This is a genomic window from Acididesulfobacillus acetoxydans (assembly GCF_902729405.1).
In the GTDB taxonomy this organism is placed as follows: Bacteria; Bacillota; Desulfitobacteriia; order Desulfitobacteriales; family Desulfitobacteriaceae; genus Acididesulfobacillus; species Acididesulfobacillus acetoxydans.
On sequence record NZ_LR746496.1, the window covers coordinates 2288028 to 2309333 of the forward strand.

The 21306-nt window shown below is 56.0% G+C and carries 8 protein-coding genes; all 8 read left to right on the forward strand.

The window, feature by feature from the left end:
- Positions 1–8: 8 nt before the first annotated feature.
- The 8 genes from MNU25_RS10105 to MNU25_RS10140 all read left to right on the forward strand — a co-directional run bounded on the left by MNU25_RS10105 (position 9) and on the right by MNU25_RS10140 (position 21297).
- Entirely contained in the window at positions 9–3386 is a 3378-nt protein-coding gene (locus MNU25_RS10105) for a DNA polymerase III subunit alpha (RefSeq protein WP_240984947.1), read from the forward strand.
- A 219-nt stretch (positions 3387–3605) separates the two neighbouring features.
- Positions 3606–4565, forward strand: coding sequence for a metal-dependent hydrolase (locus MNU25_RS10110; RefSeq protein ID WP_240984948.1), 960 nt, complete (start codon positions 3606–3608; stop codon positions 4563–4565).
- 426 nt (positions 4566–4991) lie between these two features.
- Positions 4992–5531, forward strand: a complete 540-nt coding sequence (locus MNU25_RS10115; RefSeq protein WP_240984949.1) for a nitroreductase family protein — start codon at positions 4992–4994, stop codon at positions 5529–5531.
- 108 nt (positions 5532–5639) lie between these two features.
- Positions 5640–7085 (forward strand): DNA translocase FtsK, encoded by a 1446-nt coding sequence (locus MNU25_RS20515; RefSeq protein WP_372503666.1) that lies wholly within the window; start codon positions 5640–5642, stop codon positions 7083–7085.
- 96 nt (positions 7086–7181) lie between these two features.
- On the forward strand, positions 7182–16343 hold the full coding sequence (locus MNU25_RS10125; protein ID WP_240984950.1) for a glycoside hydrolase family 94 protein: 9162 nt from the start codon (positions 7182–7184) through the stop codon (positions 16341–16343).
- Between the two features lie 309 nt (positions 16344–16652).
- Positions 16653–18329 carry a sensor histidine kinase gene (locus MNU25_RS10130; protein WP_240984951.1) on the forward strand — a complete coding sequence of 559 codons (1677 nt, stop codon included), beginning with the start codon at positions 16653–16655 and terminating at the stop codon, positions 18327–18329.
- A 130-nt stretch (positions 18330–18459) separates the two neighbouring features.
- Positions 18460–19227 carry a LytR/AlgR family response regulator transcription factor gene (locus MNU25_RS10135; protein WP_240984952.1) on the forward strand — a complete coding sequence of 256 codons (768 nt, stop codon included), beginning with the start codon at positions 18460–18462 and terminating at the stop codon, positions 19225–19227.
- Positions 19228–19476: 249 nt separating this feature from the next.
- Complete coding sequence (locus MNU25_RS10140; protein ID WP_240984953.1) at positions 19477–21297, forward strand: carbon starvation CstA family protein; 1821 nt, start codon at positions 19477–19479, stop codon at positions 21295–21297.
- The last annotated feature ends 9 nt before the right edge of the window (positions 21298–21306 follow it).

A 21306-nucleotide genomic window follows, 5' to 3' on the forward strand; every position in this document is an offset into this window, starting at 1 on the left:
TGTCCGGCTTGGATTTTGTCCATCTGCATGTACATTCCCCATATTCCTTTTTGGCTGGGGGGAGCCACCTCCACCGTTTAGTCCGCAAAGCAAAGGAGTTAGGGTTCAAGGCTTTGGCTCTGACAGATTGGCACAGTCTGGCCGGGGCAGCCCGCTTTCAGGAGTTGATGCTGGAAGCCGGGCTAAAACCTGTTTTCGGGGCGGAGGTAGCGGTCCGTTCGCGGGAACCGGTTCGGGGAAGTCAACAGCTGCCGGTTTCAGGCACACAGTATAGTCTCCGTGCGGGCGGAGAAGACGGTCTGGGTTCGCGTGCAGATCATGGCGTAGTCATTAGTTCGCGTGCCGCATATGACCCGGGAGCAGGCGGCCGGCGGGGCTCCACTCAGGACGATAGGTTCGCTGTCAGCACAAACGGCCCGTGTGGCCCCTCTCTGTTCGATCAAAGGCGGGGTTTGAGTGGCCCGGAAAGTTACCATCTGGTCCTTTTAGCGCGAAATTTGGAAGGTTACCGGAACTTAAGCCGTTTGCTTACGGAGAGTCACCTGGATCACCCGCGGGGTGAGCCCTTGGTGGAGTGGGAAAGTTTAAAAAAGTTCAGCCCGGGATTATATGCCCTTTCGGGTTGCCGGCAAGGGGAGGTCCCTTTTTGGCTTTTGCAGGGGAAATATGAGCAGGCCAGGGCGGCAGCGGAAGCTTACCGGGAATTTTTCGGCGAATATTTTTACCTGGAGGTCCAGGGGGATCGCCTTCCCGGTTGGAAACCCCTTTGGACGGGGATGCAAAGACTTCACCAAGAGTTGGGGATTTCTTTGGTGGCGACAAATAACGTCCATTATGCCGAGAAAGAGGATTTTCGGGTTTTTGATTTGCTCACCTGCTTGCGTAAGAAAGTCAGGTTGGACGAAGTGGTGGCAGGACGGTATCTGAACGCCGAAAATTATCTTAAAACCTCCGCGGAAATGCTGGCGGCTTGTGGGGAAAGGCCGGAAATACTGGAGGAAAGCGCGAAAATTGCCGCGGAGTGCACTGTTCATTTAGGAGAAGAATCTTTTTTCCCCCAGTACCCTTTGCCCAGCGCCGAGGCCCGGGCGGGATTTTTAAAAGAGCTGACCTGGCAGGGGGCGCGGCAACGGTACGGGCGGATTACGCCGGAAATTCAGCGGCGCCTCGAATATGAACTCGGGGTTATCAATCAACTGGAATTCGCCGACTATTTTCTGGTGGTCTGGGACGCTTTGCAGTTTGCCCGCCGCAAAGGAATCCGTTTTGCCGGGCGGGGCTCGGCAGCCGACAGTGCGGTCGCCTACTGCCTGAAAATCACGGAAGTGGATGCTATCGGCAGAGGGCTGTTGTTCGAACGCTTTCTCAGTTTGGAGCGTGCCGAGAAACCGGATATCGATGTGGATTTTGATGCGCGTTACCGCGACCGGGTGGCGGCTTATTTCAGTGAGCGCTACGGGCAGGATCAGGTGGCGGCTGTCGGGACATTCCAAACTTTCCGGGCGCGCTCGGCGATTCGGGAAGTGGGGAAAGTTTTTGGCCTGCCGGAGGCGGAACTGGACGATTTGGCTAAACGTATGCCCTGGATAAATGCGGATGAAATTCAGGCGGCGATGTCTTTTTTCCCCGAATTGAAAGTTCTGCCGCCCGAGAGACAGAAAAGCCTGCAAATGCTCTTGGCGTATTGTGCCCGGATTTCCGAGTTTCCGAAGTTTTTGGGCATGCATCTGGGCGGGATCGTGGTAAGCAGGGAACCGGTGGCAGACATTGTTCCTGTGCAATGGTCTGGGAAAGGAACCCGGGTGATTCAAGCGGATAAACGGGATATTGAAGAGTTGGGGTTGTTTAAAATTGATCTCCTCTCTTTGCGCACCTTATCGGTGGTGGACGACAGTATCCGCGATGCCAAGGTCTCAGACCGTACTTTCCGGGAAGAGGTGACGGTCGGGGATCACGAGGAGGTTTATGCCCGCTTGCGCACGGGCGGGACGATGGGGATTTTCCAGCTGGAGAGTCCGGCCCAGAGGGCTTTACAAAGCCGCTTGGGAGCCGAACGTTTTGAAGATGTTGTGGCCAGCGTGGCGTTGATTCGCCCCGGTCCGGTGAAGGGGGATATGGTCGAGCCCTATGTCGCCCGGCGCCAGGGTTTGGCTCCCGTGAATTACCTGCATCCGGCTTTGGAGACGATTTTGCACAAAACGTATGGCGTCGTTTTATTCCAGGAGCAGGCTATTGAAATCGTGCAGAAAGTGGCTGGCTTTTCCTTGGGAGAGGCGGATCGCTTGCGCCGTGTGATGAGCCATGTCCGTTCTTCAGAGGAAATGCGGGAAATTGGGCGGATGTTTGAAAAACGGGCTATAGAAAGAGGAGTCGAAAAGAAAGTGGCGGAGACGATTTTCTCTTATCTCGTCGGTTACGCGGGCTACGGCTTTTGCGAAGCTCATGCGGCGGCTTTTGCCACGACCGCCTTGAAGACTGCCTATTTGGTTGAGCACTACCCGGCGGAGTTTTTCGCGGCTCTGCTCAATCACCAGCCGATGGGATTTTATCCGGCGCACACCTTGGCGTTGGAGGCGAAACGGCGGGGAGTGCGGCTTTGGCCACTGGATCTGCAAAAGAGCGTCTGGGATTTCCGGGTAGAAAACGGGGGGATCAGGACAGGGTTCAGGCAGTTGAAAAACATGAGTCAGGAGGTGGCTTTCCGTATTGAAAAGGAGCGTGGCAAACAGGGGTTCCGCACTTGGCAGGATGCGGCTGCCAGGTGTGAACTTTCCGGCCCGATGTTGGAGAACCTCGCTCTGGCCGGTGCTTTTGAAACGCTCTTTCCCAATCGCAAGGCCTTGCTCTGGGAGATCCGTCAAGGCCGGGGTCAAGGGCTTTTTGCGGAGGAAAATTTCCTTGGGCCTGAGTACCCGGATTTTACCCTGCTGGAGAAAACAGAGTGGGAGTACAGGCTTTTAAAGCTCAACACGACCTATCGGCTGATGGAGCTTTGGCGTCAAGTCTACGCCTGGCAGGGGTTTGCTACGACAAAAACCGTCGACGGGCTGCCGGCGGGTGCGCGGGTGAGCCTTATTGGGCATGTTTTGCGTCCCCATCGCCCGCCGACCCGCAGCGGGCAAGTGGTAGTTTTCTTTACCTTGGAAGATGAGTTCGGTTTTTTGGATGTAACGCTTTTTGAACGGGATTATCAAAAATGCGGCCAATGGCTTTTTGGTTCACGAAGTGGGCCTCGCTTGGTCTCGGGAGTTTTGCAGAGGAGAGGCCGAGGGGTGTCCCTGATTGCGGAGGCAGTGCTCCCTCCTCCGGGAGACAGTCGGCAGCGGCCTGGGGAGCCCAAGTATCTGCCTGGGGGCACCGGGCCCGATACTTCCGTTTCTCAGTGAACTCGTTCAGGAGAAACTGAACATCACGACAGCGTACTGCGGGCGCTATCACCGAACCGTAAGCTTTCAAAGAATACTTACGCGTTGAGATGACGAAAGCCTCCGGTGTGGGCAATTTTGCCATGAGCCCGGATGAGATCTCTCACATGAAACCTCAAAAAGTGTGCTATAATAAGAACGGCTTAGACAGATGAAGGGTGAGAACGAGTCGAGGAGGGAATGAAGACGGATCCGATCACACATGGGCTCATCGGGGCAAGTTTGGCCGTTTTGTCGGGGCACCCCGTCAGTTTGAACGATCCGGTATTTTTGAGCTGTACGCTGGGAGCGATGCTGCCCGACTTGGACATCGTAACACATCTTAAAGGAAGGCTGAACTATCTGCTTAAACACAGGGGAGCCAGTCATTCCTTGTTGGCCCTGGGCGGCATGGCCTTGGGTCTGACCACGGTTATTTATAGTTTTTACCCATACACTTCCTGGTCCACTCTTTTTTTCTGGACGCTGGTCGGCACTTTATCCCATGGTTTGATGGATGTCTTGAATTCGTATGGCGCCGAACTCCTCTGGCCCTTTCTCAAGAAGAAACTCACGGTCGACATGATCATGCTGACCGATCCGGTTGTTTTCACACTGCTGCTGACGGCTTTGGGCTTTTCCTCATTGGATCCCGGTTCAGGGCCGCGTTTCATTGAACTTGCTTTCGCGGGCAGCGCTTTGTACTTGGGCCATCGCGAGTTAAGCAAACTCAAAGTCCGGGATATGGTTATGTCGGCTTATCACATTGCCAATAAAGACGAAGTCAAGATCCTTCCCGCTATGTATCGTCCTTTTGCCTGGAATTTTCTTCTGCAGCAAGAGGATCTCGTCCGTTTTGGTACGATCCATCACAAAGTCCCCCGCATCGAACGGGTTCTGCCGCGCTGGAACGATGAAGATCCCTACGTTACGGCTGCCATGGAAGGAAATTTGGCCGAGATTTTCGACCGGTTTACCCCTTACTATCATATTGTGGCCCGCGCCGAAGACGAGGAGTGTAAGGTGGAATTTGTGGACCTGCGCTACTGGACGAAGGAAGACTTTCTTTACACAGGCAAGGTTCTCGTGACCGCCGATTGCGAAATTGCCGAAGAAAAATTTTATATGACGAACCGGAACAGGATCCTGTTAAGCTACTGATTTTTTGTTTAACAGGTGGATTGCAAAAGAAGGCCGCAAGGCCTTTTTTCATAGGCGATTATAGGAAATTATAGGTAATTACATGGCGAATATACGGCAATTAGAGGCAATTATACGGCAATTATAGGCAATTATATGGCGAATATACGGTACGGGCAGCTATACGGCTGAGATGTGCAGCGAACGCTATTGGCCCAGCGTTTGGCCGTGCCGCTGACGCCGGTCGGGGCGGAGATGGAAAAAGACGAATTTGTCCGACAGTAATTTTGCCGTAACCATGGTCAAAACCTTCCAGGGATGCTAAGATAATCATGTTAAGGACAAAGAGCTAAGAATTCACATTAAAAGGACGAAAGGACTATCAGTCCGGACTTCCGCATTGGCAGGACGATAAGTCCGGATTTCCGCAGCGAAAGGAGCATGGACATGGAGTTCACGGAGGTCATCCGCCGGCGCCGCAGTATTCGCGCCTACAAGCCCGATCCCGTTGCCAAAGAAATGATTGAGCAGGTTTTGGAGGCGGCGCGCCAGGCCCCTTCCTGGAAGAATCTACAGTGTTGGCGTTTTATCGTAGTGACTGAGCGGGAGAGGCGAGAGACCGTCGCTCAGGCTTTTTCTCCGACAAATCCCGGCGTCAAGGCCTTGTTGGAAGCACCGCATATTGTCGTGCTGTGTGCCAATCCGGGCGAATCAGAGGTTTGGGAAGGGAAAGATTTTTATATGCTCGATGCCGGTTTGGCTATGGAACACCTCATCCTGGCCGCAACCGACCTGGGGCTTGCCACTTGCTGGCAGGGATTGTTCCATGAGGATAAGGTCAAGAAGGCCTTGGGCATTCCACCCGAAATTCGCGTTCCCGCTCTGACTCCACTGGGTTATCCGAACCAGGAGCGCAACCCGCGTCCGCGCAAGTCCCTGGAAGAGATTGCTTTTCGGGAGATCTGGGCCGGACCCTGGCAGGGCTGAGAATCAAGACCAAACTTTCCGCATAGATTTAAGACCCGGGCCGGCATATAGCACGGAAACCCGGGCGCTTTCAACGATCATCAACGGGTCAGGCGGGAGGTGGGAATTTTGACGAAGCGGAGAAGAAACGACGGGAGCATCGGTAAAAGGGTTCTGGGGACCGTTGCACTTGTGCTTTCCATCCTGGGTTTTTTGGGTACATTTGGGGTTACCGGGCCGGGCAGAGCGGTGGCAGCCTATTTTTCCGGGCTATTTGGACACTTGGCCTGGATTGGACCGTACTTATTATTTGCCTTGGCTGTCTACCTGTGGTTCAGTCCCGGGCGGCGCCGCGGAAAGCGCCGGGCCAAGCCGTCCGGTCGGGGGCCTGGGACGAAAAAACCCGGGCAAAGGCAGGAACGTCGGGACCGAGGTTTAGCGGAGACCGACAGACCGCTGCCGGAGTACGAAGGGACTTTGTTTTCCGAGAGCCCGTCGAGTGATAAACGCGCCCCGGAAACCCGGGGAACCGTGGGTAATCACGGGGCGAACCGGCGCGCCCAGCAGAAACAAGCCGGCTGCAACGGGACGGATGCTCACCCGCGGCAAAGAAATCACAAGGCGAAGACAGATGCTCACCCGCGGCAAAAAGAAGGTTTTTGGGCACGAAGGAAAGGTAAACCGCGGAAAACCCGGGAACCGCAGGGAAGATTGGCGGGGAATAAGGGAGAAAACTCTGTCGGCTTGCCCCTTCCGCCTACGAAACTGACAACCCTCAAAGGATTTAACCGATATTTCAGGGAAGACTGGCAGGAATTTACTCCGCCGGGGCCGGAAAATTACCCGGAGTTGGGCCGAAACTTTCCTACATATTTCGGCGAAGGCGAGGCCGCGGGGAAGCCCACCCCTGTCATCAAGAGCTTGCACGGTCTGCGGGCTTATTTCCGGGAAGTGGGGAATGAAACAGCGGCTAAGACAGAGGCACGGGTACATCCGGGGACACAGGAGGTACGTCCGCAGATACAGGCGGAGAAAGATCAGCCGGTCCGGGCGGGCGCACAGCAGCGAATACAGGCGAGGAGGCAGCCGGAGCCCCGGCTCGGGACTGCAAGCGGAATTCCGACGACCGTCAAGATGGAGGTACCTCCGGAAAAACATCCGGATCCTCTGCCCCAGGGTTCGGACCCGGTAAAAATGACGCCTGTTGCCGAGGACGGTGACGGAGCGGGCGGCAGGGGGGTCAGAATACTGCTTGCCAGGGAAAGGCAGGAAGGCGAGGATGCCAATGACCCGCCGGTAGCCGGTGGGCCGGTGCCCGAGATTTCCGCCACGGCCGAGGGGATCCCTGATCAGGAAGCCCGGCTTTTTCTGGAAGCGGGCAGATTGTTTTTAAAAAGCGGTATGGCCTCGGTGACTTTTTTGCAACGCCGTCTGCAACTGGAGTATGCTCGGGCGGCCGAAATCATGGACAAGCTGGAGGAGGAGGGAATTGTCGGGCCTTACGAAGGGAGCAAACCCAGGCGGCTTCTCGTCAGCCCGGCGGAATTTGAAGAGCGGTACGGCCAGAGGCAGTGAACAGACCCGTGAATACATGATATGGATAGAATTGGGGATAATTATAGGGATTGCAAAAAAACATTGCAAAAAACCATGGATCACGGGGTCGATTCAATGAAACTTAACACAGCCTCTAACCTTATGGATGAACAACCGTTAAAAGATATTGTCCTCAACCACGACGAGCTGATTAAGCACGCTTTTGAAATCTCCCATTTTCACGCTTTAACGGGCCCGGGCAAGAAAAGGGTTTTCCTGATGCCGCGGGTTTCGGACAACGCACGTTTCTTGCTGAAGGCTCACCGGGAGGTGAGCGCCTATGTCCAGAGGACTCAAGACATGGTTCCCGCCGCGGAGTGGTTTTTGGATAATTACTATTTGCTGAAAGATCTGCCCCGGGACATCCGGTTTAACCTCTCCAGGCATTACGAGCGCCAGCTTCCCTGCCTGGCCGGGGGGGTCTTTGCCGGCTATCCGCGGGTCTATGCCCTGATGGTCGAGTTGATTGAACACACGGACAGCCTCTTACAGGAAGACAGTTTGAAGGATTTCATCACTACGTACCAAGAGCAGGTTCCCCTTTCCAGCGGTGAACTCTGGGCGATCCCCACCATGCTGCGGGTAGCCCTGCTGGAAAACGTCCGTCGCCTGGTGGAACAGATTCTGGAGATCCAGAACGAGCGGGATGCGGCGGAGAAATGGCTTGAACCCTTTCGCAACACCGAGCAGGCGTCCGAAGAGTGGGAGAAAACCCTGGAGCGAGCCGGTCAGCCGGACAGCTATTCTCCCGCTTACGGGGAGCGCCTCTTAAAGCGCATCAGGGAAATGGGCCTGGACGGGCTTCCTCTTCTGCGTCTGCTCGACCGCTTCATGGCGAAACAGGATACGAACATTGAAAGTCTGTCGAAATTGGCTCACCAGCAGCAGGCGGCTTGGCAGGTGTCCACGGCGCATGCGATCGGGAGCTTGCGCTTCCTGGGGGCGGAGGATTGGCCCCGCTTTTTTGAAGAAGTCAGCTTGGTGGAACGGGTGCTTCAGTCCGACCCGGCAGGGGTCTATCCCGAGATGGATTTCGAGTCCCGGGACGCTTACCGCCATGAAGTGGAACGACTTTCCCGGCGTTTCACGGTTTCTGAGACGAACGTGGCTCGCAGAGTTTTGGAGCAAGCAAAGTCGGCCGCCGCGCCCGCAAATCACGTGGGCTATTATTTGTTGGGTCAAGGCAGGGAAGAGGTGGAAAGGGAGTTTGAACGGGAATGGGGCCCTGTGCACAATATCTTGTGTCAAGTGCGCCATCTGCTTAAGCGCCGCCCGGCGGCCGTCTATTTTGGCGGTATCCTTGTTCTCACAGCCTGTTTCCTTTATTTGCTTCATATTTACGCGCGCTTTGCCGGCGTTCTCAACCCGGGGCTGGAGTTTGCGGCTCTCCTTCTGGCCCTGGGGCCGGTGAGCAGTATCGCGATCGTATTGATCAACGGGTTAGTCACCCAGCTTCTGCCCCCCAGTTATTTACCCAAACTGGACCTGGGCGGGGGGATCCCCGCCCAGCTCAGAACGATGGTGGTCGTGCCCACCCTTTTGCCCAGCGTACGACGGGTACGGGAACTCCTGGAACAAATGGAGGTCTACTATCTGGCGAATCAGGACGCCAATTTGCACTTCGCCCTTTTGGGCGATTATACGGACGCTCCGGTGGAGATTGTGCCCGGGGATAAGGCGATTTTGGAAGCAGCTGTCCGCGGAGTGGAAGATTTGAATGCCAAGTACGGGGAGGGAAGGTTTTTCTTTTTTCACCGGCACCGTTTGTGGAATGCCCAAGAGGGCGTGTGGCTGGGCTGGGAACGAAAAAGGGGTAAACTGATTGAGTTTAATCGGCTTCTGCGCCGCAGCGGACCGACCAGCTATTCCACCCAAGTCGGGGACCTGGCTCTTTTGCCCTCAATCAAGTATGTGATTACGTTGGATGCCGATACCCAGCTTTTGCGCGGGACGGCCAAAAAGCTGATCGGCGCTTTGGCTCACCCTTTGCAAGCAGCGCGTATGAATGCGGACGGATCACGCGTGCTTAGCGGCTATGGTGTTCTGCAGCCGCGTATAGGGGTCTCTGTCAGCAGTGCCAACGCTTCCTTTTTCTCCCGGTTGTTTTCGGGAAATGTGGGAATCGATCCGTATACCGCCGCGATTTCCGACGTCTACCAGGATATGTTCGGTGAGGGCATTTTCACCGGCAAAGGGATTTATGATGTCGATGTCTTTGCCCGTATGACCGGGGATGCCTTCCCGGAAAATACCATCCTCAGCCACGATCTCATTGAGGGTATCTATGCTCGGACCGGGCTGGTAACGGATATTGAACTTTTTGACGGCTATCCGGCCAAGGTTCATGCTCACATGCGCCGGCTTCACCGCTGGGTGAGGGGAGACTGGCAGGTTGCGTCCTGGCTTTTTCAGCCCTTGCCTTTTGTGGCGAAATGGAAGATCTTTGACAATCTGCGGCGCAGCTTGGTTGCACCTTTGGAATTTCTGCTCATCGTTCTGGCTTTTGCCGTCTTACCGGGGCAGCCCTGGCTATGGGCCGGGGTCGTCTTATTGGAACTCTTTTTGCCCATGGTTCTTTGCCTGGGCAACATGTTAGCCAAGCCTAAAGCCCAGCACACGGGTGTCGCTGAAGGGCTGAAAACCGGGTTGGCCCAGTTCTTGGTTCATGTTGTGCTGCTGCCCTATACGGCTTACACGATGGCGGACGCGCTGGCGCGCAGCCTGTACCGGCAGCTGGTGAGCCACCGCCATCTTTTGGAATGGGAGACGGCGGCGGAAACGGAAAAACGCTTGGGAGCCACCTTGGCGATTTCCTGGTCGCAAATGTGGCCGTCCGTTCTAATGGTTATCGTCGCCGCGGGTCTGGTTTCGGCGCTAAGTCTATACCGGCTGGCTGCGTTTGCACCTCTGTTTTTGCTCTGGCTCATTTCCCCTTGGGTCGCTCATCGTCTCAGTCTGCCCCTGCCTCGGGAAGAGGAGGGGCTGAATGCGGCCGAACAGGCGGAGCTGCGCCTGTGGGCTCGCAGAATCTGGGCCTTTTTTGAAGAGTTCGTCGGCCCGGGGGATAACTGGCTCCCCCCTGACAATGTCCAGATCGATCCGCCTAACGGGGTGGCACACCGAACTTCCCCGACAAATATGGGCCTGGCGTTGCTGGCTAATTTGGCGGCTCGCGACTTGGGCTATGTTTCCCTGCAAACCTTTTTCGAGCGGTTGGAACAGACCCTCGAGAGCATGGAGAGCTTGGAACAGTGGCACGGTCATCTCTACAATTGGTATAACACGGTGCAAAAGACCCCGCTCCTTCCGCGCTATGTATCTACTGTGGACAGCGGCAACCTGGCTCTCTATCTCTTGACATTAAAGCAAGGGATTGAGGAGATCCTGACTCTTCCGGTACTGCCGCATAGTTTGCTGACAGGCTTGGCGGATACGTACAAGCTATATAGGCGCGAGGCGGACAGGGACGGTAAGGCAGCCGTGGAAGCCGAAGAAGAATTCTCTGCAGCGCTGGAGGGCCTCCTCAAACGGCCGGAAGCGGAGGTGACTCTGGCAGAGTGGTTGGACTTGTTGGCTAAATGGCAGTCCGGCACCGCGGCGGGCGGAGAAAGACCGACGGGTGTCGGAGAAAAACAGCCGGGTGCCGAAGAAAGACCGACGGGTGCCGAAGAAAAACAGCCGGGTGTCGGAGAAAAACAGCCGGGTGCCGGAGAAAAGCAGCCGGGTGTCGGAGAAAAGCAGCCGGGTGTCGGAGAAAAGCAGCCGGGTGTCGGAGAAAAACAGCCGGGTGCCGGAGAAGTCGCTTGTTCCGAAACGGCCCCGGAGCTTAAAGGCTCCGCGGCGGATGAAGAGGAAGACAAAGACTTTGCCGCCGAAACCCCTTATTGGGCGCGACGCCTCTCCCGCATGGTGGAAGGATTGCGCGGCGAAATCTCCGCCTTTTACCCTTGGCTGGGCCGGGAAGATGAACTGACCGAGGCAGACGGGGAGATGTTGCAAAACGTATGGCCGGGCCTGACCGTCCGGGAGCTTAGGGATGCCTATGCTCGCTTGGCCTCTAAAGGCTCAGAGGCCTTGCGCGGGTTTGTCCGGCAAGGGGCGGCTGCGCTCGACCGGATGTCCGGCCAAGCCGCCAAGCAGCGGGAACGCCTGCGGTCGATGGCGGACGCCATAGATTTTAAGCCGCTTTATGATGAGCAGAGGCAGCTTTTTTCCATCGGTTTTCGTTGTCAGGATGGGGTCCTGGACAAATCTTACTATGATCTCCTCGCCTCGGAAGCGCGTCAAGCCAGCTTTATTGCCATTGCCAAAGGAGACGTGCCTCAAAGTCATTGGTTTCGCTTGGGAAGAAATCTCACCAAAGTCAGAAGGCAGCGGGCACTCGTCTCTTGGAGCGGCACGATGTTTGAGTTTCTCATGCCTCTTCTAGTCATGAAGGATTATGAGGGAACTCTATTGGACCAAACGTACCGGACTGTGGTCAGTGTGCAAAAAGCTTACGGGGACGAGCACAAAATTCCTTGGGGTATCTCCGAGTCAGGCTTTTACGCTTTCGACGCTCAACTCAATTATCAATACAAGGCCTGCGGGGTTCCGGGCCTCGGCTTGAAGCGCGGGTTGATCCAGGATCTAGTGGTCGCCCCCTACGCGACTTTCCTCAGCTTAATGGTTCAGCCGAAAGAAAGTATGGCTAACCTGGTCCGGATGGAGAGGGAAGGTTACTCCGGGCGTTACGGCCTTTACGAAGCAATCGACTATACCCCCGAACGCCTGGCGGCCGGGGAAACCCACCGGGTTGTGCAAAGCTACATGGCTCATCACCAAGGCATGAGCTTTTTGGCCTTGACCAATGTTTTGCTGGACAACGTCCTGCCTAAACGCCTCCATGCCGACGCTTTGATCCAGTCTTCCGAGCTTTTGCTTCAGGAGCGGATTCCGGGCAAAACGGCACTCACCCCGCAGCCGGAGGAACAGGCCGTTACCTATGAAATCAAACACTCTCTGCCGACGGAGGATAAACGGGTCTTGACTTTGACGACGGCCCAGACGGGTATTCCGGTGGTTCACTTCGTTTCCAACGGGCAATACTCTGTGATGCTGACGAATGCCGGTTCGGGTTTCAGCCGCTGGGGAGATATCGCGGTGTCACGCTGGCGTGAAGATGCTACCAGAGATCATTGGGGGATGTATTTCTACATTCAGAACCTCAATTCCGGCAATGCTTGGTCAGCTACCCATCAGCCCTGGGGGGACAGCGGAGAAGATTACAAAGTTGCTTATGCGCCAGACAAAGTGGAGTTCAGCCGACGGGACGGAAATATCACTACGCGCACGGAAATCGTGGTCTCACCGGAAGACCCGGTGGAGATCCGGCGTCTCAGTCTGGCCAACGATAGCCGGCATAGCCGCACCTTGGAAATCACGAGTTACTTTGAATGTGTCTTGGCCCGGACGAGTGAGGATCTGGCTCACCCGGCTTTTGGCAACCTTTTCATTCAGACGGAGTATTCTCACCGGGCCTTACTCGCCACCCGGAGACCGCGGCGTGAGGCCCAAAAACGCCTCTGGCTCATGCATACGCTGGCTCTGGAAGGGGAAGCCGTCGGCGGCTTGGAGTATGAAACTGACCGGGCCCGTTTTATCGGAAGGGGCAGGACTCTGGCCCGCCCTCAGGCCTTGGAACCGAATCAACCCCTGTCGGACACGGTTGGCCAGGTGCTCGACCCGATCATGAGTTTACGGCAAAGAGTCCTGGTCCGCCCCGGTCAAACCGTCAAGGTTTCTTTTGCGGTCGGCGTCGCCGAAAGCAGGGAGGAAGCCGTCCGTTTGGCGGAGAAATACCGCAGCCCTGCGGCGGTCAGCCGGGCGCATGAATTGGCCTGGACGTACAGCCAGATGGAACTGAGGCATCTCAATCTCTCTGCGAGTCAAGCTAACGAGGCACTGAGCCTTGCGGCTCACCTGGTCTATAACAGCCCGGTACGGCGGGAGCACCAAGAGGCGTTGGCCCGGAACGTCAAAGGACAGTCTGCCCTCTGGCCCTACGCCATTTCGGGGGACCTTCCCATCGTGCTCGTGCGGGTGCAGGAATTTTGCCAGACAGACCTCGTCCGGGATTGTCTGCGGATGCATGAATACTGGCGTCTAAAGGGTTTGATCGTTGATTTGGTGATTCTCAATGAGGATGAAAGCGGGTATGTCCAGAGTTTCCAGGATACCTTACGGGATCTGATCGCCGTGGGACATGGGAGAGAGTTGGTAAACCGAGCAGGCGGAGTGTTTCTCCTGCAGAAGAAACACCTTCCGGAGGAAGACCTTACCTTGTTGTTGACGGCTGCGCGTATCGTTCTCTCCGGGGAGGCGGGCTCCTGCTCTTTGCAGCTGCGCAGGAAAAGTAAGGCCGCGGCCGCCAGGGAGAACGAACATCAGGACGGAAACAGGTTGGAAAAGCCCGGGCCGGGGAGATCGGGTTGGGCTCCCGGCCTCGACCTGGGCACAGGCTATATGGCCAGTCAGTGGTCAGAGCGGGACCTTGGCGCCGTTTCGGCCGGAAGCGGGGATAAGCGGGCTCCGGAAGATACCACTTCCTCTAAACAGAAGCTATCCCGCCCAGAACGGGATGTATTCGTTTCCAAGCGGGAGCCAGCCGTTTTCAAGCGAGACCCGTCCGCTGTTAACCGGGAACGCTCGGATTCCGACCGGGAACGTTTCGCTTCCAACCGGGAACTATTCTCTCCGAAACGGGAAACACCCGTTTCCGGCTTTGGGGTCGCTGTTTCCGGCTCAGACGCCTCCGGTTTCTCTGACGCCCGCTCATCGGGGACTCTGCCGGCGGATCTGCTCTACGGCAACGGGTATGGCGGATTTCGGGCCGGGACACGCGAATACTTGATTGAACTCAGGCCCGGCACCCAAACTCCTTTGCCCTGGCTCAACGTCATTGCCAACCCCAGGTTCGGTTGCCAAGTTTCGGAGTCGGGAGCGGGGTACACTTGGGCTGAAAATAGCCGGGAAAATAAACTGACCCCCTGGTCCAACGATCCTATCCAAGATCCTCCGGGCGAAGTGTTATACCTGCAGGACGAACTCAGCGGCAAACTGTGGTCTCCCACCCCGGCTCCTATCCGGGACGGCGGACGCTACCTCGTTCGGCATGGTCAGGGCTATACGGTCTTTCACCATGTCAGTGAGGATTTGGAACAGGAATTGCTGCTCTTTGTGCCCGCGGATGATCCGGTCAAAATAGTCCGCCTGACTTTGCGCAATCTGGCGGCGGCCGAGCGCCGTCTTAAAGCGACCTATTATGCGGAGATGGTTTTGGGGGTAGCGCGGGAGCTAACGGCTCCTTACTTGGTGACAGAATACGGCGAGGAGGAGGAGGTTCTTTGGGTCCGCAACACGTACCAGGAAGAATTCAGCGGGCGTGAGGCTTTTCTGGCAGGGTTTGGCGGCAAGGTCGTCTCCTGCAGCGGTGATCGGACCGAATTCATCGGCAGAAACGGCAGCCTTGCAAATCCGCGAGGGCTCGGTTTGTCCCATTTGTCCGGCGGCGTGGGAGCGGGGCTTGATCCTTGTGCGGCTCTGCAGTTGGAACTACTCGTCGGGCCCCGGGGAGAACAAACGGTTTTCTTTTTTCTGGGGGAAGGGGAGAATCGGGAGCAGGTGCGGTCGGTTCTGCAAAAGTATCGGGATCCTCAGCGGGTTGAGAAGGCCCTGGCAGAGGTCAAAGAATTCTGGAGTACGCTTAGCGGCAGGATTCAGGTGCATACTCCGGATCAGTCCCTGGATCTGCTGCTCAACAGCTGGCTCCTTTATCAGACGGTAGCTTGTCGCCTTTGGGCCCGAACGGCTTTTTATCAGTCAGGCGGGGCCTATGGCTTCCGGGATCAGCTTCAGGACGTCATGGCTTTAGCCGTCGTGGCTCCGGAACAGACCCGTGCTCAAATTCTCAAGCATTGTGCTCATCAATTCAAAGAGGGGGATGTCCAGCACTGGTGGCATGCGGAACGCGGCAAGGGCATACGTACCCGTTGTTCCGATGATTTCCTTTGGCTCCCGTTCGTGACGGCCGATTATTTGGAGCACAGCGGGGATTACGGGCTTCTCGAAGAACGCGTGACCTTTTTGGAGGATGCGCCCCTGGCGGAGGAAGAAGATGAACGTTATTCCGTTCCCCGGGTTTCCGAGGAAGAGGGAAGTGTCTATGAGCACTGCCTGCGTGCCATCGAACACGGCTTGCGTTTCGGGGCACACGGCCTGCCCCTTATCGGCTCCGGGGACTGGAATGACGGTTTCAACCGGATAGGCCGTTGGGGAAAAGGAGAGAGTGTTTGGCTGGGGTGGTTCCTCTATCTCACCCTGCAACGCTTTAGTGCGGTTTGTGCCAGGAAGTCGGATGAAAAACGGGAAGAACGTTACCTCAGGATCGCGGAAGAACTGCGGGAACACTTGGAGCGTGAGGGTTGGGACGGGGGCTGGTACCGCAGGGCCTACTTTGACGACGGAACGCCTTTGGGTTCGGCGGCCGGCGAGGAATGTCAAATTGACGCGCTGGCTCAGTCCTGGGCAGTTATTTCCGGAGCGGCGAGAGCCAGCCGGCAGGCGGACGCCATGTTGGCGCTGGAGCACTATCTCTGGCGGCGGGAGGAAGGAATCCTTCTTCTCCTCACCCCTCCTTTTGATCACGCTGACAAGGATCCGGGTTACATTAAAGGGTATGTTCCGGGAGTACGCGAAAACGGCGGACAGTATACCCATGGTGCCATTTGGGCGGTCCTTGCCTACTGCGGGATGGGGGACGGGGACAGGGCCTATGAATTGTTCCAGATGCTCAACCCGATTAATCACTCCCGGACGGAGGGTGAGGCGAACCACTACAAGACAGAACCCTATGTGATGACGGCGGATGTTTATGCGATGCATCCGCATGCCGGGCGCGGCGGCTGGAGCTGGTATACGGGGTCGGCCGGCTGGATGTACCAGGCGGGACTGGAAGGGATCCTCGGCTTCCGCCTGGCCGGAGACGAGCTCACTCTGGACCCGTGCCTGCCCAGGCGGTGGGACGGATTTTCCCTGGAATATCGTCATGGCCGGACGCTGTACCGAATTGAGGCGGAAAACCCGGACGGCAATATGCGCGGGGTGAAAGAGCAATTTCTCGACGGCAAGACCGTCGCCCAAGGCGCCATCAAACTGGTGGACGATGGGGAAGTGCATGAGATCAAGCTGAGGCTTTAGTGGCTTCGCAACGGTGCTCAACGGGAGTTCCCGGAGTCCGGATTGGCGCACGCGAAAGTGCCGGAGAGAAAGGCAGTTCAGGTCCCTTGAGACGCTCAATATTTAGGGCATTGCTGTGCCGGCCGCTTGGGTTGCGGGGGGAATACCTCGGCCGAGGGCTTTGCCGGTTTCCGTTTTGGATGGACAGAGGAGAACAATCGATCTATACTTGGGCTAGGCTGGCAAAAGCGAATATCGTCGCCCCTGTCTCCGGTCCCGCATGGTTGGGGTACTGACGATCCACCCGGCTTTGGCAACGGGGGTGTAAGTGTGTTTTGGCGCCTCTTTCTTAAGTTAGCCCAAAATATCAGCGTCCTCGTCACGATTTCTTACTTGCTGAGCAAGACGAGGATTTTTAAGAAGGCGATGCGCCTCAAAAACAGTTGGGCTGAGAAGTTACTGTTGGTCGCTGTTTTCAGTGCCATTGGCATTATGGGTACCTATACGGGCGTCTCCATTAAAGGGGCTCTCGCCAATTCAAGGGTCGTGGGAGTTGTGGTGGGAGCCCTGCTCGGCGGGCCCTTTGTCGGCATCGGAGCCGGGATTATTGCCGGACTGCATCGCTACTTGATTGGCGGGTTTACGGCTTTTTCCTGCGCCCTGGCCACAGTGGCTGAAGCCGCTGCGGCTGCTTGGTTCAGCCGCAAAGAAAGTCCGAAGAGGCTGTCCTGGAAATTTGGTTTAGCCATTGGAGTGGGGACTGAGACCCTGCAAATGCTGATCATCCTTGCTATTGCCCGTCCCTTTGCCGCAGCCTGGGATTTGGTGCAAACGATTGGCTTGCCCATGATCGTAATGAATTCGATTGGTATCGCCATTTTCCTGGTGATCGCCCGCACTTCCCTGGAAGAGGAGGAAAGGGCCGGAGCGGTGCAGGCCCAAAAGGCTTTAGAGATTGCCAATATAACCCTGCCCATCTTGAGACAAGGGTTGAACGAAAAGACGGCCCAGGAGGTAGCTCAGATCATCTTTGAACGAGCGGAGGTGGAGGCGGTGGCTCTCACGAACCGGGAGATTATTCTGGCTCACGTGGGAAGCGGCTGCTCACATCATTTGGCCGGAGCGCCGATTATGACGCAGGCGACTCGGATGGCTATGGAAGCCGGGGAAATGCAGCTGGCCGAGGACAAAGGGCAAATCGGCTGCCGGAATAAAGATTGTACTTTGCGTTCGGCCGTCGTTGTACCTCTTTTCAGCCGCGGTGAGGTGAGCGGTACTCTTAAGCTCTACCAGGATCGCGACCATGGAATCGGGAGCGTGGAGATTCAATTGGCCCAAGGCTTAGCGGGTCTTTTTTCCACCCAGTTGGAGTTAGCCGCTCTGGAAGAGCAGGCGAAACTGGTGACCAAAGCGGAGTTAAAGGCTCTGCAGGCGCAAATCAACCCGCATTTTCTTTTTAACGCTTTGAATACGATAGTCTCTCTCGTTCGGACGGATGGGGAAAAAGCACGCAATTTGCTCATCCAGCTGGGTGAGTTTTTCCGCAAGAATATCCAGCGCGGGGACAAGTTTGTCACTCTGCGCGAGGAACTGGAACATATCCGGGCCTATTTGAGCATTGAACAGGCCAGGTTTGGCGACAGCCTGAAGGTGGTTGAACAGGTGCAGCCGGAGGCGGAAGATTGGTTACTGCCGGCGTTGACTTTGCAGCCCCTGGTGGAAAATGCCATTAAACACGGAATTTATCCTAAGATTGAAGGGGGCACGGTGGAAATCCGCTGTTGGATCGAAGGGAGTACTTTGCGCGTTATGATTGGGGACGACGGGGTCGGCATACGGGGGGAGAAGCTGGAGGAAGTTTACCTGAAAAAGAACGATTCTGCCCAGGGTGCCGGCGTGGGTCTCAGTAACGTGAATGACAGGCTGAAATATTTGTATGGCACGGGTCTCACCATAGACAGTGAACCCGGGCACGGTACGCGGGTCCTAATCTGCATCCCCGGGTGAGCGAGGGCGCTGCATGCTGTCTTGCCGGTTCAGGGCGCGCAGGCGGAGCCAAAATTAAGCCTCGGTCAGCCGTTTGCCCAGGGGCCGGCAGGGTAAGGAACCATAGGATAAGGAACCATAGGTAAGAAAAATGATTCGAGTTTTTGTCGTTGATGATGAGGCCCCGGCCCGGGATGAACTGAAATATCTACTCGAACAGATGCCGGATGTTTCGGTTGTCGGCATGGCCCGCAACGGGAGGGAAGCTTTAGAATTAATTCCGTTGGCCAAGCCTCAGGTGGTTTTCTTAGACATACAGATGCCCGACCTGTCTGGATTGGCGGTGGCCCGGGAGCTGCTGGCACTTATGGACGAGGGGGATTTCCCCTTGCTCGTCTTTGCCACGGCCTTTGACCGGCACGCTCTGGAGGCGTTTGAAGTCCATGCTCTCGACTATATTCTCAAACCTTTCAGTGCGGAACGACTGAAGAATGCGATGGATCACCTGCGCCGCACGTTGGCGGGGCGTTCTCCCGCGCAAGGGCCGGAGGCAGAAAAACTGGACCGGATTCTCAGTCTCCTGGAGAAGCCGCCCCGGCCAAAACTTGCGGTGGAGGAAAATGAACGCATTATTTTGTTGAACGTGGATGAGATCGTTTATGCCTGGGTAGAGGATCGGCACGTTTTCGTCAAGACCAAGGACGCGTCTTACCAAACGGGCTACAGTCTAAGTGAACTGGAGGAAAGGCTCGGCCTCCTGCAAACTCATAAGAGCTATGTGGTGAACCGCGATCAGGTGCGTGAAGTGATTCCTTGGTTTAACGGGACTTATAATTTAGTCATGGCCGATCGGGAAAAATCCCAGGTTCCGGTCAGTCGGACCTATGTCAAGTCGGTGCGCCAAGCCCTGAGACTGTAATCCTTGAGGTGGGAAACTGACAAAAAGGGACTATCTGGGGGCGAAATTGCGGGGCAGCGGAAGTCGCATGGAGACGGCGGTAACAGAGGGAGGGGAGCCAGCAAAAGGCGGGAGCTTCGCACGTTTGTATTTGGGCAAAAAAAGTATACCTGTCAGGCACGTTTTTTGACGTTTTTTGCAGTATTTCCCCCTTTTTTCACTGCATGCCGCTATCATAAAAAGGCAAAAACAAGAAAAGGGGGATTACAAATGCATGCACTTTATCTCGTGATTGCGGCAGCCTGTGTTTTGCTCATCGGCTATCGCCTCTATGGGACCTTCATGGCCTCCAAAGTGTTGGCCGTTGATCCGCGTATCGTGACACCGGCCAAGCGACTGGAAGATGGACATGACTATGTCCCGACCAACCGCTGGGTGACCTTTGGTCATCATTTTGCAGCCATTGCGGCGGCCGGACCTTTGGTCGGGCCGGTATTGGCGGCCCAGTTCGGGTATCTGCCCGGAGCCTTGTGGATTCTGATTGGTGGCGTTCTCGGTGGGGCCGTCCACGATATGGTGGTTCTTTTTGCCTCGATTCGCCACGACGGGGAGTCCCTGCCTCAGATTGCCAAGAAAGAAATCGGGCCCGTGACCGGGGTGGCTGCTTCTTTTGCGGTCTTATTTATCTTACTCATCACAATGGCCGGTTTATCTATTGTGATTGTCAACGCCCTAAACACCAATCCGTGGGGTGCCTTTACCGTCGGTATGACGATTCCGATTGCGCTTTTTGTCGGCATCTATATGCGCTTTTTGCGGCCGGGCAAACTGGGGGAGGCCTCCATCATCGGAGTCGTCCTCATTTTCCTCGCCGTCGCCCTGGGTCCCATGATCAAAAATTCCGGCCTTGCTTTTTTCTTTAATTACAGTTCTAAAGCAATCGAAATCGCTTTGCCGGTCTACGCTTTTATTGCGGCCGCTCTGCCTGTCTGGTTGCTCCTGGCTCCCCGCGATTATTTGAGCTCCTACCTCAAGATTGGGACCATCGGGGCTTTGGCGATTGGAATTATCGCCGTAAATCCGGTGCTTAACATGCCGCCTATCACGAAATTTGTCAACGGCGGCGGCCCGATCATTGCCGGCAAGGTCTGGCCTTTTGTCTTTATTACCATTGCCTGCGGTGCCATGTCTGGATTCCATAGCTTGATTGCGGCCGGGACCACGCCTAAGATGCTGGAAAGTGAAAAAGACATTAAGATCGTCGGCTTCGGGGCCATGCTGATGGAATCCTTTGTGGCGATCATGGCCTTGATTGCCGCTTCCGTGCTCCCCGTCGGCGACTATTTCGCCATTAATACCATGCCGGCGGTTTTTTCGCACCTGGGCATGCATGTGGACAAACTTCCCATGCTTTCACACCTGATTGGAGTGAACGTGGCCGGCCGTCCCGGTGGGGCCGTGTCCCTTGCTGTCGGCATGTCATATGTCTTCAGCAGCGTTCCCGGACTCAGCCACCTCGTCGCCTACTGGTACCAGTTTGCTATTATGTTTGAGGCCGTGTTCATTCTCACGGCGGTGGATGCCGGCACGCGGGCGGCCCGCTACGTGGTTCAGGATATGATCGGGGTCGTGATCAAACCGTTCAAGAAGATCAACTGGTGGCCGGGGGCCATTATCAGTGCGGCGCTCGTCTCCTTTGCCTGGGGTTACCTCCTTTACGGAGGGAATATTTCCACGGTCTGGCCACTTTTCGGAGTTTCCAACCAACTCTTGGCCTCGTTGGCCATGGTGGTGGGCACCACGGTTATCCTCAAAAGCACGGGGAGAATTGCCTACGCGCTGACGACTTTCATTCCTTTCGTTTTCCTGTTTATAACGACGCTGGATGCTTCCTATTTCAATGTTACGAAAGTTTACCTGCCTCAGCACATGATCCTTAATACGGTTCTTTCCGTGATTATGGCAATCCTGGCTCTGATCATTGTGGTGGATGCGGTGATCAAGTGGGGTAACCTCCTGCGCGACCGTAAGAGCCTGCAGGCGCAGAAAGTCCGGCACCAGGCGATCGTGCGCGAGCTGGCGGCGAAGTGAACCAGTCGG

Coding starts and splice junctions, on each gene's coding strand:
- MNU25_RS10110 (WP_240984948.1), top strand. CDS start 3,606: ATGAAGACGGATCCGATCACACATGGGCTCATCGGGGCAAGTTTGGCC.
- MNU25_RS10115 (WP_240984949.1), top strand. CDS start 4,992: ATGGAGTTCACGGAGGTCATCCGCCGGCGCCGCAGTATTCGCGCCTAC.
- MNU25_RS10125 (WP_240984950.1), top strand. CDS start 7,182: ATGAAACTTAACACAGCCTCTAACCTTATGGATGAACAACCGTTAAAA.
- MNU25_RS10135 (WP_240984952.1), top strand. CDS start 18,460: ATGATTCGAGTTTTTGTCGTTGATGATGAGGCCCCGGCCCGGGATGAA.
- MNU25_RS10140 (WP_240984953.1), top strand. CDS start 19,477: ATGCATGCACTTTATCTCGTGATTGCGGCAGCCTGTGTTTTGCTCATC.